Annotated in this window: 15 protein-coding genes, 2 pseudogenes and 1 riboswitch; of the genes and pseudogenes, 6 read left to right on the forward strand and 11 right to left on the reverse strand. The window is 52.8% G+C overall.

Going from position 1 to position 14,997, the window contains the following annotated elements; translation table 11 throughout:
• Window positions 1-43 precede the first annotated feature (43 nt).
• The 4 genes from PGR09_RS09180 (at window position 44) to mntP (ending at window position 3,239) form a co-directional block, all read left to right on the forward strand.
• Window positions 44-844 carry a PTS mannose/fructose/sorbose transporter subunit IIC gene (locus PGR09_RS09180; RefSeq protein WP_015366039.1) on the forward strand — a complete coding sequence of 267 codons (801 nt, stop codon included), beginning with the start codon at window positions 44-46 and terminating at the stop codon, window positions 842-844.
• 12 nt (window positions 845-856) lie between these two features.
• Entirely contained in the window at window positions 857-1,708 is an 852-nt protein-coding gene (locus PGR09_RS09185) for a PTS mannose transporter subunit IID (RefSeq protein WP_015366038.1), read from the forward strand.
• A 95-nt stretch (window positions 1,709-1,803) separates the two neighbouring features.
• Complete coding sequence (locus PGR09_RS09190) at window positions 1,804-2,262, forward strand: DUF986 family protein (RefSeq protein WP_045390389.1); 459 nt, start codon at window positions 1,804-1,806, stop codon at window positions 2,260-2,262.
• Window positions 2,263-2,461: 199 nt separating this feature from the next.
• A riboswitch (yybP-ykoY riboswitch) is annotated at window positions 2,462-2,611 on the forward strand.
• 61 nt (window positions 2,612-2,672) lie between these two features.
• Window positions 2,673-3,239 carry a manganese efflux pump MntP gene (gene mntP / locus PGR09_RS09195; protein WP_045390386.1) on the forward strand — a complete coding sequence of 189 codons (567 nt, stop codon included), beginning with the start codon at window positions 2,673-2,675 and terminating at the stop codon, window positions 3,237-3,239.
• A 3-nt stretch (window positions 3,240-3,242) separates the two neighbouring features.
• On the opposite strand, the gene rlmA is transcribed toward mntP, so the two are convergent.
• The 6 genes and pseudogenes from rlmA to mgrB all read right to left on the reverse strand — a co-directional run bounded on the left by rlmA (window position 3,243) and on the right by mgrB (window position 7,550).
• The gene (gene rlmA, locus PGR09_RS09200) at window positions 3,243-4,037 is read right to left on the reverse strand and encodes a 23S rRNA (guanine(745)-N(1))-methyltransferase (RefSeq protein ID WP_316423113.1); all 795 of its coding nucleotides are present in this window, start codon (window positions 4,035-4,037) and stop codon (window positions 3,243-3,245) included.
• Window positions 4,038-4,098: 61 nt separating this feature from the next.
• Entirely contained in the window at window positions 4,099-5,844 is a 1,746-nt protein-coding gene (gene ftsI, locus PGR09_RS09205) for a peptidoglycan glycosyltransferase FtsI (RefSeq protein ID WP_045390382.1), read from the reverse strand.
• A 190-nt stretch (window positions 5,845-6,034) separates the two neighbouring features.
• A complete protein-coding gene (cspE, locus tag PGR09_RS09210) occupies window positions 6,035-6,244 on the reverse strand; it encodes a transcription antiterminator/RNA stability regulator CspE (RefSeq protein WP_001062678.1) in 210 nt (69 codons plus the stop codon).
• Window positions 6,245-6,256: 12 nt separating this feature from the next.
• Window positions 6,257-6,401 (reverse strand): annotated as a pseudogene (locus PGR09_RS09215) (DUF2627 domain-containing protein).
• Between the two features lie 640 nt (window positions 6,402-7,041).
• Window positions 7,042-7,332: a YebO family protein gene (locus PGR09_RS09220; RefSeq protein WP_047066877.1), complete on the reverse strand. Its 291-nt coding sequence runs from the start codon at window positions 7,330-7,332 to the stop codon at window positions 7,042-7,044.
• A 74-nt stretch (window positions 7,333-7,406) separates the two neighbouring features.
• Complete coding sequence (gene mgrB, locus PGR09_RS09225; RefSeq protein WP_015366032.1) at window positions 7,407-7,550, reverse strand: PhoP/PhoQ regulator MgrB; 144 nt, start codon at window positions 7,548-7,550, stop codon at window positions 7,407-7,409.
• Window positions 7,551-7,709: 159 nt separating this feature from the next.
• On the opposite strand from mgrB, the gene PGR09_RS09230 reads away from it, so the two are divergent.
• Window positions 7,710-7,949, forward strand: coding sequence for a YobH family protein (locus PGR09_RS09230; RefSeq protein ID WP_015705933.1), 240 nt, complete (start codon window positions 7,710-7,712; stop codon window positions 7,947-7,949).
• Window positions 7,950-7,992: 43 nt separating this feature from the next.
• On the opposite strand, the gene kdgR is transcribed toward PGR09_RS09230, so the two are convergent.
• Window positions 7,993-8,784: a DNA-binding transcriptional regulator KdgR gene (gene kdgR, locus PGR09_RS09235; protein ID WP_045390378.1), complete on the reverse strand. Its 792-nt coding sequence runs from the start codon at window positions 8,782-8,784 to the stop codon at window positions 7,993-7,995.
• A 177-nt stretch (window positions 8,785-8,961) separates the two neighbouring features.
• On the opposite strand from kdgR, the gene PGR09_RS09240 reads away from it, so the two are divergent.
• The gene (locus PGR09_RS09240; protein WP_047045290.1) at window positions 8,962-10,332 is read left to right on the forward strand and encodes an MFS transporter; all 1,371 of its coding nucleotides are present in this window, start codon (window positions 8,962-8,964) and stop codon (window positions 10,330-10,332) included.
• A gap of 70 nt (window positions 10,333-10,402) precedes the next feature.
• Here PGR09_RS09240 and htpX read toward each other — a convergent pair whose 3' ends face one another.
• From htpX to PGR09_RS09260, 4 genes and pseudogenes are all read right to left on the reverse strand, one after another.
• Window positions 10,403-11,287 (reverse strand): protease HtpX, encoded by an 885-nt coding sequence (gene htpX, locus PGR09_RS09245; protein ID WP_316423112.1) that lies wholly within the window; start codon window positions 11,285-11,287, stop codon window positions 10,403-10,405.
• A gap of 235 nt (window positions 11,288-11,522) precedes the next feature.
• Window positions 11,523-13,571 (reverse strand): carboxy terminal-processing peptidase, encoded by a 2,049-nt coding sequence (prc, locus tag PGR09_RS09250; protein WP_047045293.1) that lies wholly within the window; start codon window positions 13,569-13,571, stop codon window positions 11,523-11,525.
• Between the two features lie 19 nt (window positions 13,572-13,590).
• Complete coding sequence (gene proQ, locus PGR09_RS09255) at window positions 13,591-14,274, reverse strand: RNA chaperone ProQ (RefSeq protein ID WP_015366026.1); 684 nt, start codon at window positions 14,272-14,274, stop codon at window positions 13,591-13,593.
• Window positions 14,275-14,355: 81 nt separating this feature from the next.
• Window positions 14,356-14,869: pseudogene (locus tag PGR09_RS09260) on the reverse strand (GAF domain-containing protein).
• Window positions 14,870-14,997 lie beyond the last annotated feature (128 nt).

Below are 14,997 nucleotides of genomic sequence, written 5' to 3' on the forward strand. Positions count from 1 at the left end.
GAGCCAATTTTCACTTTAAGACTTAATCAACAGGAGAAGTACAATGGAGATTACCCTTCTTCAGATTGTGCTGGTGTTCATCGTCGCGTGTATTGCGGGTATGGAGTCGGTACTTGATGAATTTCAGTTCCACCGTCCTCTGGTCGCCTGTACCTTAATCGGCGCCGTTCTCGGCGACATGAAAACCGGTATCATCATCGGCGGTACGCTGGAAATGATCGCCCTGGGCTGGATGAACATCGGTGCGGCGGTTGCGCCTGATGCCGCGCTGGCGTCCATTATTTCTACCGTACTGGTTATCGCCGGCCACCAAAGCATCGGCGCCGGTATCGCGCTGGCTATCCCGCTGGCGGCGGCAGGCCAGGTTCTGACCATTATCGTGCGTACCATCACCGTTGCCTTCCAGCACGCGGCGGATAAAGCCGCTGAAAACGGTAACCTGACGGCCATCTCCTGGCTGCACGTTTCCTCGCTGTTCCTGCAGGCGATGCGTATCGCCATCCCGGCGGTTATCGTAGCCATCTCTGTCGGCACCAGCGAAGTTCAGGGTCTGCTGAACGCTATTCCGGAAGTGGTAACTGGCGGTCTGAACATCGCGGGCGGTATGATCGTCGTCGTCGGTTACGCGATGGTCATCAACATGATGCGCGCGGGCTACCTGATGCCGTTCTTCTACCTCGGTTTCGTCACCGCGGCCTTCACCAATTTCAACCTGGTTGCGCTGGGGGTGATTGGTGCCGTCATGGCTATTCTCTACATTCAGCTGAGCCCGAAATATAACCGCGTAGCGGGTGCCCCGGCTCAGGCGGCTGGTAACAACGATCTCGATAACGAACTGGACTAACAGGTGAGCGAAATGGTTGATATGACTAAAAATACCACCGAGAAAAAACTCACTCAGAGTGATATTCGTGGCGTGTTCATTCGTTCTAACCTGTTCCAGGGTTCATGGAACTTCGAACGTATGCAGGCGCTGGGCTTCTGCTTCTCTATGGTTCCGGCAATCCGTCGCCTGTACCCTGAGAACAACGATGCGCGTAAGCAGGCTATTAAGCGTCACCTTGAGTTCTTCAACACCCATCCGTACGTCGCGGCGCCGGTACTCGGCGTAACTCTGGCGATGGAAGAGCAGCGTGCTAACGGCGCGGAAATCGACGATGGCGCAATCAACGGTATCAAAGTTGGCCTGATGGGGCCGCTGGCAGGCGTCGGCGACCCGATCTTCTGGGGTACCGTACGCCCTGTATTCGCCGCGCTCGGCGCCGGTATCGCGATGAGCGGTAGCCTGCTCGGTCCGCTGTTATTCTTTATCCTGTTCAATGCCGTGCGTCTGCTGACCCGCTACTACGGCGTAGCATATGGCTATCGTAAAGGCGTGGACATCGTTAAGGATATGGGCGGCGGCTTCCTGCAGAAACTGACTGAGGGGGCGTCAATCCTCGGCCTGTTTGTCATGGGAGCTCTGGTCAACAAATGGACGCACGTTAATATCCCGCTGGTGGTTTCCACTATCACCGGTCAGGATGGTCAGACTCGTGTGACCACCGTGCAGACCATCCTTGACCAGCTGATGCCGGGACTGGTGCCACTGCTGCTGACCTTCGCCTGTATGTGGCTGCTGCGTAAGAAAGTCAACCCGCTGTGGATCATCGTTGGCTTCTTCGTCATCGGTATCGCCGGCTACGCGGTCGGCCTGCTGGGCCAATAATCGTCACGTTGTAGGCCGGGGACAGCTTTGTCCCCGGCTTTTTTTTAGCGTTAAAACGTGCGCCTGTGCGAAGGCCCACGCAGCCTGGAGGATCAATGGCAATCACGGAGCTGGTGCTCATTCTGTTTATCGTCGCCCTGGTGGCTTTCGCTATCTACGACCAATTCATCATGCCGCGCCGCCATGGCCCCACCCTGCTATCAATCCCCCTGCTGCGTCGTGGACGGGTCGACGGGATGATTTTCGTCGGCCTGACGGCAATTCTCATCTACAACAATATCGCCAGCCACGGTGAAATAATCACCACCTGGTTATTATCTGCGCTGGCATTAATGGGGCTATATCTGTTCTGGATCCGTACGCCGCGAATTTTGTTCAAAAAGAACGGCTTTTTCTTTGCCAACGTGTGGATTGAATATCCACGCATTAAAGCGATGAATTTGTCGGAAGACGGCGTACTGGTGATGCAATTAGAGCAGCGGCGCCTGCTTATTCGCGTACGAAATATCGACGACCTGGAAAAAATATACAAACTACTTGTTACCAGTCAATAAGTTACAGATATAGCCTGCGCTATATTTTCGCCATTCATTGATGCCGGAATATATAGCCATGGCTATATTTACTCACCTATCCTCGTTATATTATTTAACCAATCCTTCACTTAATATTTTAAATGAAAATCGTTATCATTTATTGTTGCTAATATTATTTTTCTGTGATTGTTTTATCTTCTAAAAATATGTTAAGGTTGCGCCCGTCGTTGGGGAGTAGCCGATTTTCCGCAGGTGGAAAATGTACGTGTCAACATACTCGTTGCAAAACGTGGCACGTACGGGTTGAGCGGTCGTTCAATCAGGCGAGACCATAGATACATCACTGCTGTACGTTATGCTCAAGCTCCGCGTATGTTTACTGGGGGCAGCGATGTGTCATATGGATATTCCCCGGTCAGGACACGCTCATGAACATATCTGCCACTATTCTTCTTGCCTTCGGCATGTCGATGGACGCGTTTGCCGCTTCTATCGGTAAAGGCGCCACCCTGCATAAACCTAAGTTCTCCGAAGCGCTGCGTACCGGTCTTATATTCGGCGCGATCGAAACCCTGACGCCGCTGGTCGGCTGGGGCCTGGGCATGTTGGCGAGCCAGTTTGTGCTGGAGTGGAATCACTGGATCGCGTTCGTACTGCTGGTGTTTCTCGGCGGGCGAATGGTCATTGAAGGTTTTCGCGGCGGTGATGACGAGGAGTGTGAAGCGCCGCGCCGCCACGGCTTTTGGCTGCTGGTGACCACCGCATTCGCTACCAGTCTTGATGCAATGGCGGTCGGCGTGGGTCTTGCTTTCCTGCAGGTCAATATTATCGCCACCGCGCTGGCTATCGGCTGCGCCACCTTTACCATGTCGACGCTGGGAATTATGGTTGGCCGCTTTATCGGCCCGCTGCTCGGCAAACGGGCCGAAATTCTCGGCGGTATTGTGCTAATCGGTATCGGCGCACAGATTCTGTGGAGCCATTTCGCCCCTTAGCGCTTACGCTTCGCGCTGCAAGCAGTGGATCATGAAATCGGTCTGGCAGCCAAAAGTTTCCTGCTCGCGCAGTGACTCACGGACTTCCGGTTTCGCTCGCCAGGCAAACGGCGTCATCTGCAGCAATGCTTCCGCCTGCGCGCCGCTCAACTGCATCGGATACGCTAACTGCTGCTCATGACGCAACGTAAAGCCCGGCATCGCTTCCCGGTTCTGTTCATGCAGACGAACTTCATCGTAGATCAGCCCTTTCAGCTCCATCAAATGGCGCGGCCCCGGCGTAGCGGTAATCACCCAACCGCCAGCTTTCACTACACGCGCTAATTCGTCCGCGTTACAGGGCGCATAAATACGCACGACGGCATCCAGAGAGCGATCGGCAAACGGCAACCGTTGGCTGGAAGCCACGCAGAATTCGACCTGCGGGTAACGTTTAGCGGCGGCGCGGATCGCCGACTTTGAGACGTCGAGGCCGAAACTGCGTGCGGCAATGGCGGCGAAAGCATGCGTGTAGTATCCCTCGCCGCAGCCGATATCCAGCAGCTCGCCCGGCGCGAAAGTCCGCAGATAGCCGCAAATCGCCTCGCGCAAGGGTTGATAATATCCGCCATCAAGGAAGGCGCGACGCGCCTGCATCATCTCAGCGCTATCGCCCGGGTCACGTGAACGTTTGAACTGCACCGGCAGTAAATTGACATACCCTTCCTTTGCCAGATCGAACTGGTGCCGCTGCGGGCAAATATAGCTATTTGCGCTGCGGCTAAGCGGCGCGTGGCATAGTGGGCAGGTATAAGACATGATAACTCCGGTGGCGCTGAAAGGGCGAAAGTGTAGCGCTATTCGCCCTCGCAGACCACTGTTACAACGCGGGAGCCAGATCCTCGCGGTTATGCATGACGATAAGATTCTCAGAGCCTTGCGGCATACCGTCTGGCATCACGTTTTCCAGACGTAACACATCGCCCATGATCTGGCTGAACACCGGCGCGGATACCGCCCCACCGTAGTATTTACCGTTGCTGGGGTCGTTTATCACCACCACCAGCGCAAACTTCGGCTGACTGGCCGGCGCCACGCCGGCGGTGTAGGCAACATATTTATCGATATATTTTCCGTCAGGGCCAATTTTCTTCGCCGTGCCGGTTTTCACCGCTATCCGATAATCACGTACCGCCGCTTTTGTACCGCCGCCGCCCGGCAGCGCCACGCTCTCCATCATATGTTCAACTTCATGCACGATCTCTTGCGGCATGACTCGCGTACCGATGACAGGCGGGTCGATACGGGTTATCGACAGCGGGCGCTCAATACCGTAACCGCCGATCGTTGCATAGACATGCGCCAGCTGCAGCGGAGTTACCATCAGCCCATAGCCAAAAGCGAAGGTGGCGCGATCCAGCTCGCCCCAATAACGGCGATGCGGCATTAACCCGGAGCTTTCGCCGGTCAAGCCAAGCCCGGTCGGGTCGCCAAAGCCAAAGGCCTTATAAGTGTCGATCAAGTGTTGCACCGGCATTGCCAGTGAGAGGTGCGAAACTCCTGTATCACTCGATTTTTGCAGGATACCGGTAAGCGTCAGCTCGGGATAATAACCCACGTCGCGGATGCGATGACCATCAAGCGTAAAGGGATGGGTATCGACGACGCTATCCGGCTGCACGATACCCTGCTGTAACGCGGTCATAATCACCAGCGGTTTGACCGTTGAACCCGGCTCAAAGGTATCGCTGATAGCGCGATTTCGAAAATCATCGAGCTGGGCGCTGTCGCGGTTATTAGGGTTAAAATCCGGGTAGCTGGCCATCGACAGGATTTCGCCGGTATCAATCTTGATCAACACCGCCGCGCCTGATTCCGCCTTATTCCAACGCACGGCATTATCCAGCGCATCCTCCGTGACCGTTTGCAGCCGCTCGTCGATACTAAGTTGCAGGTTATGTGCCGGAACGGGGGCCTGCTCGGTAATATTTTCTATCACATGACCGTGGCGGTCTTTGCGCACCAGCCGACGCCCAGGCGTGCCCATGAGCTGTTTGTTAAAACTTTTCTCAACTCCCTCAATCCCCTGATTATCTACGTTGGTAAAGCCCAGCAGGTTGGCGGCGACGTGTCCGGCCGGATAAAAACGGCGGGACTCATCGCGCAAATAAACGCCCGGGAGATGCAATTTATCGATCCAGTCGGCCTGTTCCGGATTAACCTGGCGCGCCAGATAGAGGAATCGGGCATGGGGATGCGACTGCACCCGATGAGAGAGCTCAATAAGATCGAGATGCAATGCTTCCGCCATAGCCTGCCAGCGCGGGCCATAGCCGACGCCGCCCTTCTCCAGCATGGTCTGTGGATCTATCCAGATTGCGCTTACCGGCACGCTCACCGCCAGCGGGCGTCCTTCACGATCGCTGATAGTTCCGCGCATTACGGCAATGGGTTCTTCGCGCAGCGAACGCATATCCTCTTGTTTAACCAGATTATCCGGAGAGACGATTTGCAGCCAACCTACCCTCGCCAGCAGAAATCCAAGACATCCCAAAATCGCCACACACAGCAACCCAAAACGGATAGGGAGAAAATTTGTGGCGGACTTACTTTTATTCTTTTGCACCGTAGCTCCAGCATTATTTTGCAACCACCTGATTTAACAGAAAATTGGCAAAACAGACTGCTAAACAGTGCTAATAAGGGTGATGTTTTGCAACAAAGCGCGTCGGAGGGGAAATATTGGAAATACTTTGCAACAGATGCTAAAAAGCCCCGCAGTAGCGAGGCTTTCTTACAAGATGAGTGGTCTTGAATCAGATAGCAGTTACGTTAACTGCAGCCGGACCTTTCTGGCCGTCCTGAATTTCGAACTCAACGTTCTGGCCTTCAGCCAGAGTTTTGAAGCCGTTACCCTGGATTGCAGAGAAGTGTACGAACACGTCTTTGCTGCCATCAGCCGGAGTAATGAAGCCAAAACCTTTAGACTCGTTGAACCACTTAACTTGACCTTTAATCTTTGCCATTTGCAAAATTCCTTAAACTGTTTTCTTCACCCGCAGGTGCTTACATAGATAAAACTGACACATAACTGCATGAGGCACTAATATAAGGTTCGGCAGAGAAGCGGTATTCAACGACAACGTGTTTACTCAGGACTTCTTTACTGAAAATGCCACACATAAACAGAACTGTACCTCGTTTAACCCGAAACGTGTTATCACACACAACGTAAATAATGGCAAGCCATTTTTAAACGTGTCACGATCGTTCGCACAAATTATCAGGAAATCATTTGATCGCCTGCACATTTATGCGTCTTTGCCGCGCCTGGCTTATCTTTGCATTGTTACCAAACAAACAATAACGTATGCCTGATAAATGCAACTTTTTTACCATAGCTCAACAACTTCTGTTCGTCCAGGTACGTACGTATACGAACTGCCATATTTAAGGGGGCGCAGCGGCGTATTGTGCATAATGATGCGAAAATGGCGCTGAAGAACAAGAGGAAATCGCCTGAACTATGCCAGTAGTAGAGTTAATTAAACCGCTAACTCGTTACCACACAAATATTCGCTAAAATAGACGTTAATAATGAAACATTAATGACAACGTATTGCCAGCAAGCAATAGAAACGTTTCGTTATTACTTTTTTTGATTAGCTCAAAAGATTATTCAATATGTGAAATAGAGCATGGATGTTTAATCCATTAAACGGAAACAGTTTGAGGCGGAATAAGGGATTATATAAGAATAAGTTATAGCTAAATTTTATGACACTCACAGGCGCGCACATGATGTGCACACCTGTTCATCAACTTAACGTTCGGCAACGAGACGAATGAAATCGTCGTCGTTTTTCTCCTTCTCAGCCGCTGAAGGTTCAGCAACCTCTGCTTTCTCCGGCTCATTGGCTTCACAGAGACGGCGCAGCAGCGCATTCTGCCGCTTTTGTTGATCCAACAGCGACTGCAGCAGTTCGATTTGCTCATTGCTACGTGAACTGGCGCGATTCACAAAGAACCACAGCAGCAACCCCACCAGCAGCAGTACAACGGAAAGCGCCAGAGACGCCAGACTTACAATCCCAGGATTCAATAACTCACTCATTTCACCACCTCAAAGAGAAGGCGTTCATTCTACCACCCGCGCGGCAGAAGAAAATCCGTCGGCACAAAAATGTCTTACCAGGGGATGAACTTGTTAATAGCGCAAATACCGCTGAAAAATTGCACATCCTGATCGCACATTACGTTAAGCATCTGAGTCCACAGCAGTAAACAGCCCGCTATGACAACAATCAGCAAAACCCAGCGTAATTTTTTCACTCCACTCTCCGTACCATAATCAGATGTTGCCAGGATAACACGGCCTTCTTAAACCGCGGCTAACTGTAATACGAAAGGCGAGTTTAGGAATCATAGACTTGTATCAAATAATGTTCGTGCCAGAATAAACGTCAGGATCATACAAATAACGAGGCAACAATGCGATTGATCATTCGCTCTATTGTCATACTGGCGATCGTCTGGATTGGCGTATTATTAAGCGGTTATGGCGTATTAATTGGCAGCAATCAGAATGCTGGCGGGCTGGGACTACAGTGCAAATACCTGACGGCGCAAGGCATCACCACCGCACAATATGTTCACTCTGATAGCGGTATTATCGGCATTACCAACTGCCCGATTCTGCGCAAAAGCGTGAAGGTTATCGATCAGGGTTAATACCAGTGGAGCTACAGCATCGCGCTGTAGCTCCCGCTGACTATCAGAACGGATAATTGTTATAACCCATCTGCTCGGAAATCTTACGCGCGGCGGCATGCAGCATCGCCACATACTCGTGCAAACGTTCTTCAGAGAAGCGCAGCGTCGGGAAGGAAATACTCAAGCCGGCAATCACCACGCCAAAGCGATCGAAGACCGGCACCGCAATACAGCGTAATCCTTCTTCCTGCTCCTCATTGTCTTCGCCATAGCCCTGCTCGCGCACCTGGTCCAGCACTTTCAACAGCTCGCTGGTATCGGTAATGGTTCGCTCGGTGCTACGTTTGTACTCCACGCCCTCCATGATTTGCTCGACTTCCGCCCGCTCGCGCCACGCCAGCAGCACTTTACCAATGGCGGTGCTATACAGCGGGTTACGACGACCGATACGCGAATACATCCGCAGGTTATACATGGAATCAATTTTGTGGATATAAACGATGCTGTCTTCATCTAGCGCGCCGAGGTGAATCGTCTCTTTAGTCAGACGCGAAATTTCGCGCATCTGGATATCAGCGCTGCGGATCAGATCAACGTTCTGCAATGCCCGCGCGCCAAGCTCGAACAACTTCAACGTTAAAGAATATTTCTCAGACTCGCCTTCCTGTGCGACATAGCCCAGCGACTTCATAGTCTGTAAAAAACGATACACCGTGCTTTTAGACATCATCACACGCTGTGACAATTCGGTGATACCAATCTCACGCTCTTCGCCCAAAGCCTGCAGGATGCCAAAAACTTTTAATACTGAAGAGACAGAATCTGGCTGTTTATCCATATCAGCAGCTGCCATTGTTCACCTCATCGTAACTGTTTTATAAAATTCAGAACTGTTTTTTATTATAAATTCACATTATGACCGTCGCAATCGTTGTTCTGCGAGTTGGTTACAAATCTGCGACTTATGGTTGAATAATCAATGCTAAAATCATTAATCAGAAAATAGTTTCCTCTAAGACTTAAACTTCACATGGATAAAAAATTTTTGGATGGCCTGCCGGCGCCGCAGCGCTACGGCGCCATTCTGACGATTGTTTTAGGCTTGACGATGGCCGTACTTGATGGCGCTATCGCCAACGTCGCCCTGCCGACGATTGCCACCGACCTCAATGCTTCGCCGGCATCGTCAATCTGGATAGTCAACGCTTATCAAATCGCTATTGTCATCGCCCTCCTACCGCTATCGTTTCTTGGCGATATGGTTGGCTATCGGCGCATCTATAAAATCGGTCTGGTGGTATTTACTATCACCTCGTTGATTTGCGCACTTTCCCGAAGCCTTGAGATGTTGACGCTGGCGCGAGTGGCTCAAGGTTTAGGCGGCGCGGCGCTGATGAGTGTCAACACGGCGCTGATTCGCCTTATCTATCCTAAAAGGCAGCTAGGACGCGGAATGGGCATCAACTCTTTCGTTGTCGCCGTATCCTCCGCCGCGGGGCCAACCATTGCCGCCGCTATTCTTTCGCTCGCCTCCTGGCAATGGCTGTTTTTAATCAACGTACCGCTGGGGATTATTTCTATTTTCCTCGCTATGCGTTTTTTGCCGCCCAACAGCGCCGCCAGCAAAATTACCCGTTTCGATCTGCCGAGCGCGATCATGAACGCTCTCACCTTCGGGCTGCTCATCACGGCGCTCGGCGGCTTTGCCCAGGGGCAATCCGGTTATCTGGTGCTCGCGGAAGTCATCGCCATGCTGATTATCGGCTTCTTCTTTGTGCGACGGCAGTTGCGCATGCCGGTACCACTGCTACCCGTTGATTTACTGCGAATTCCGATCTTTTCGCTCTCTATCTGCACCTCGATCTGTTCATTTTGCGCCCAGATGCTGGCGATGGTATCCCTGCCCTTTTTCCTGCAAACCGTTATCGGACGCAGTGAAGTAGAGACCGGGCTGCTGTTAACGCCGTGGCCATTGGCGACCATGGTGATGGCCCCTCTGGCGGGTTACCTGATAGAGAAAGTTCATGCCGGGCTACTGGGGGCAATGGGGTTGCTGATCATGGCCTGCGGCCTGTTTGGCCTTGCGCTATTACCCTCTTCCCCTTCCGACCTCGATATTATCTGGCGGATGGCGCTGTGCGGCGCGGGCTTCGGGCTGTTTCAGTCGCCAAACAACCATACTATTGTCTCCTCCGCGCCAGGCCATCGCAGCGGCGGCGCCAGCGGCATGTTAGGTACCGCACGCTTACTGGGACAAAGTAGCGGCGCCGCGCTGGTCGCCCTGCTGTTTAACCTGGCGGGCGATAGCGGCACCCATACCGCGCTTCTGCTGGCAGGCGCCCTGGCGGTGGTTGCCGCCGCCATCAGCGGGCTACGCGTAACTCAACCGCGCGCCGCCTGATAACGCACAGCCAAAAAAAATCCGCAGCCCGAAAGCTGCGGATTTTTATTTTCAACGTCTGCACGCCAGATTATTTCAGGTATTCCCCGCTGCGCAGCGCTTCAATGCGTTTATCCAACGGCGGGTGGGTCATGAACAGTTCGCTCATCGACTTCGCTTTACCGTTGATACAGAACGCCATCATGCTGCTCGCTTCCTGCGGTTCATAGCTGGTTTTCAAGCGCTGCAACGCAGCAATCATCTTCTCACGGCCGACCAGTTTGGCGGAACCAGCATCGGCGTGGAATTCACGGTAGCGCGAGAACCACATGGTAATGATGCTGGCGAGAATACCAAACACCAGCTCCAGTACGGTAGCGACCGCAAAGTAGATAAGCGGGTTACCGTTGCTGCTTTCGCCTTCATCTTCACGATTACCGCCGAGGAAACCAGCCGCAATCTGCGCGATAACGCGGGAGATAAAGATAACGAAGGTGTTCACTACCCCCTGAATCAGCGTCATGGTGACCATGTCGCCATTGGCAATATGGCTGATTTCGTGAGCGATAACGGCTTCCGCTTCATCACGGCTCATATTCTGCAGCAAGCCGGTGCTCACGGCGACCAGAGAAGCGTCGCGGCGCGCGCCGGTGGCGAAGGCGTTAATGTCCGGGGCGTGATAAATCGCCACCTGCGGCATGCCGATGCCCGCCTGCTGCGCCTGCTGCGCGACGGTGTTCATCAGCCAAAGCTCAGTTTCGTTACGCGGCTGCTCGATAACTTCCCCACCAACCGACTTCAGCGCCATCCATTTCGACATCAGCAGCGAAACGATCGAGCCGCCAAAACCAAACAGTAGCGCCATGATCAGCAGGCCGGTCATGCTGCTCGACTGGATCCCCGTCAGGCTAAGCACCAGGCCAAATACCACCATGACCGCCAGGTTAGTCAGCAGGAAAAGCGCGATTCGCATCATAATATTCTTTTTACCTCGATTTAACAAAACGCACTATGCGATACCCCATATCGTATGGGTCAGATGCTAATTTTCAACTATCAGACCCGGCTAAGTCACGAGAAAGACACAACTTTACATTTTGTAGCATATCGCTGACACCCTGAGAGAGTGTTGACATTTTTGTTGAATAAAGTCGACGGGCAGATGAAGAGAGAAAAAGAAACGGGCACAATCACTTGTGCCCGTTGAGGAGTTATTTGCTAACCGGCGGCTCTACCGGAGGCTGAGCTTTTTCCTGTTGCGCCAGGTCAATGGCGATATGCACGGTCTCATCAAGATACGGATCCGGTTCCTGATAATCCTTCGGCAGATCGTCAATCTTTTTGAGCAGCGGCTTGCCTTCGCGTTTCAGGCGATCGTTCACTCGCGCCAGACGAATCGCATCATCTTCTTCATTCTCTTTCTCACGCTGCGCGTAGTTCAGAGAAACAATATTGCGCTTGTCTTTCATAGCGTTAAAGCGCGCAATATCCTTCATGATGTACTGGAATTCCGGATCTTTCGCGATACGGTCTTCATGGCGCTTAAGCAGTTCAGGTTCGAACGGTTTCATATCGCCGGACTTCACGTAGGTCGCCGGATCGATACTATCCCACGGCAGCGCGTTATCTTCATACTGCTCGCCGGTATCGCGATCTTCTTTACCGGTTGGCATCATGATGTCCGGAGTAACCCCTTTACGCTGAGTGCTGCCGCCGTTAATGCGGTAGAACTTCTGGATGGTGTACTGTACGGAACCTAACGCCGGCCATTCCGGGCGCAGCATCTGATCGTAGATACGGTTTAGCGAACGATACTGCTGAACGGTTCCTTTACCAAAGGTCTGCTCGCCGACGATCAGCGCACGGCCATAGTCCTGCATCGCGGCGGCAAAAATTTCCGATGCCGAGGCGCTGAAGCGATCGACCAGGACCACCAGCGGACCTTTGTAGTAGACGACACCGTCGGTATCGCTATCTTCGCGAACCTTACCGTTGTTATCACGCACCTGTACCACCGGGCCGGATGGGATAAACAGACCAGAGAGCGAAACCGCCTCCGTCAGCGCGCCACCGCCGTTACTGCGCAGATCGATGACGATGCTGCTGACATTCTGTTTTTCCAGCTTCTGCAGTTGCACTTTGACGTCATCGGTCAGGCCAACGTAGAAGCCCGGGATATCCAGCACGCCGACTTTTTCTTTACCGACGGTTTTGACCGACATCTTAACCGCACGGTCTTCAAGACGAATACGTTCGCGGGTCAGAGTAACAATTCGGGTTTTCGCCCCTTTGCCAGCCGGCAGAACTTCCAGGCGAACTTTGCTGCCCTTCGGCCCTTTGATCAGCGCGACAACATCGTCCAGCCGCCAGCCGATGACATCGACCATGCTCTTACCCGGCTGACCGACGCCGACGATACGGTCGCCAACGCTAATCGCTTTGCTCTTCGCCGCAGGACCACCGGCAACCAGTGAATTGATCACCGTATAGTCGTCGTCCATTTGCAGCACCGCGCCAATACCTTCCAGAGACAAGCTCATTTCAGTATTGAACTGTTCGGTGTTACGCGGGGAGAGATAGTTGGTATGCGGGTCGATTTCGCGCGCGAAAGCGGTCATCGCCAGCGAGAAGACGTCTTCGCTGTTGGTTTGGGCCAGGCGACGAATCGCAAACTTGTAGCGACGAGTCAGGGTTTCACGAATTTCTTTCTCGTCTTTACCCGCCAGCTTCAGGCTTAGTTCATCGAACTTCACCTTGGCGTCCCACAACGCGTTAAGCTCGGCTTCATCCTTCGGCCACGGCGCCTTGCTGCGATCGAGATTGAAGTTGTCGTTGCCGGTAAAATTCATCGGACGATCCAGTACCTTTAAGGCGTACTGGTAACGCTCAAAGCGACGCTTCTGCGCGAGGTTATACAGGTCGTAGAAAACGTCCAGTTTACCGCTGCGCAGTTCGTCGCCGATTTTATTTTTTTGCGCCGCAAACTGAGAAACGTCGCTGGCCAGCAGCACGTTATGGCTGTAATCCAGCAGATTCAGATAGCGGTCGAAAATTTTTGCCGAAAAGGCGTTGTCGAGATCAAACTGCCGATAATGGGAACGAGTAAAGCGCGAGGTAACGCGCTCACTCACCGTCGCGTGCTGCGGCTCTTCTTTCAGCACGGGAATTTGATCGACTCGGGTGATATCGTCCACGGCGAAGGCATGGCCTGCTATTGCTAGCAGGCCCGCAAGCGCGGTGAGCTTAAAAAGTTTGTTCATGCCTGGCCCGGCCTCCGTTTCAGAACACCAGGTGTTCTGCGCGTACAATCATTGACATACCAGAAGTCAGCTGTACACGAACGCCATCTTTGGTGATTTCCACAACGGTGGCGTCCATTGCGTTGTTGCCTGCTTTCACCTTCAGAGCCTGACCGACGCTCAATACAGAGACGTCAGACACCGGGGTAAGGCGTTGCTCTTCACGCGGTGCTTTGGCAGCTGCAGGACGCGGCTTACGCTGTTCACTACCTTCTTTACGGCGAGCCTGCGGCTGAGGACGCGGTTTACGCTCGCGGCGTGCCCCTTCTTCCTGCTGGCCTGCCGCGGCAGCGGCTTCGCGCTTCTTCGCCTGCTGGCTGGCGCGCTGCGCCTGAACGCGGGCTTTGGCTTCTTCGAGCTGCTGACGGGCGTGAGCAACGTGTTGCTCTTCCAGTTCGCCGCACGGGTTACCGTCGAGATCGACGCGAATCGCTCCCGCTTTCACGCCGTACAGATAACGCCAGCTCGAAGTATAAAGACGTAAGGCAGCGCGCAGTTGGGTTTTGCTGAGATTCATCTCGCCGCCAACTCGCTCTACAAGATCCTGAAAAATACCGATTTTCAGGGGGCGCGCTTCGCCTTCAGCGCTGAAACACTGAGGAAAACGTTCGGCCAGAAACGCGATTACTTCTTTACTGCTATTCAACTTAGGTTGATTTTCCATGAAATTTCCTGATTACAACGGACGTAGCCAACAAGCCGCAGGCATGAACAGGCGTCATTATAATGACGTCATCGCTAAATGCTACGTTATCCGTTGATTATCCTGCGACGTGGGCAAAGATTTTTTGATAATCGGTCGCCGCAATCAGCGTTTCAAGGCGCGAGACCAGCTCTGCAAGCCCCTGTTCGTCTTCTGCGGTGAAGCGGGAATACGCCGTGCTATCGATATCCAGTACGCCGATAATCTGATTATTCACCTGCAACGGAAAGACGATTTCCGAATTGCTGGCGGCGTCACAGGCGATATGGCCCTCAAAAGCATGGACATCTTCCACGCGCTGGACGCGGTTCTGCGCCACGGCGGAACCGCACACGCCGCGGCCGACAGGAATACGTACACAGGCCAGCTTACCCTGGAACGGCCCCAGCACCAGCGTGTCGCCTTCCAGCAGGTAAAAACCGGCCCAGTTGACCTCTTCCAGGCGTTCAAACAACAACGCGCTGGTATTGGAGATCATTGCCAAAAAACTGGTTTCGCCTGCCATAAGCGCCTGGAAATCGCGGTTCAGATCCGCGTAGAATTCTGTTTTGTTCATTTTTTAATCACTTAGTTGTCTTACTATCTCATCTGCAGATGCCTACTAAAATAAGCATTAAATGCCTTCGGGCTCAAGATGAATTCATTCCTGGGTTAATATAGTGGGATACATTCATTCCCGAACGT

Source organism: Klebsiella sp. 141251, from assembly GCF_050600725.1.
GTDB classification, from domain to species: Bacteria; Pseudomonadota; Gammaproteobacteria; order Enterobacterales; family Enterobacteriaceae; genus Klebsiella; species Klebsiella aerogenes.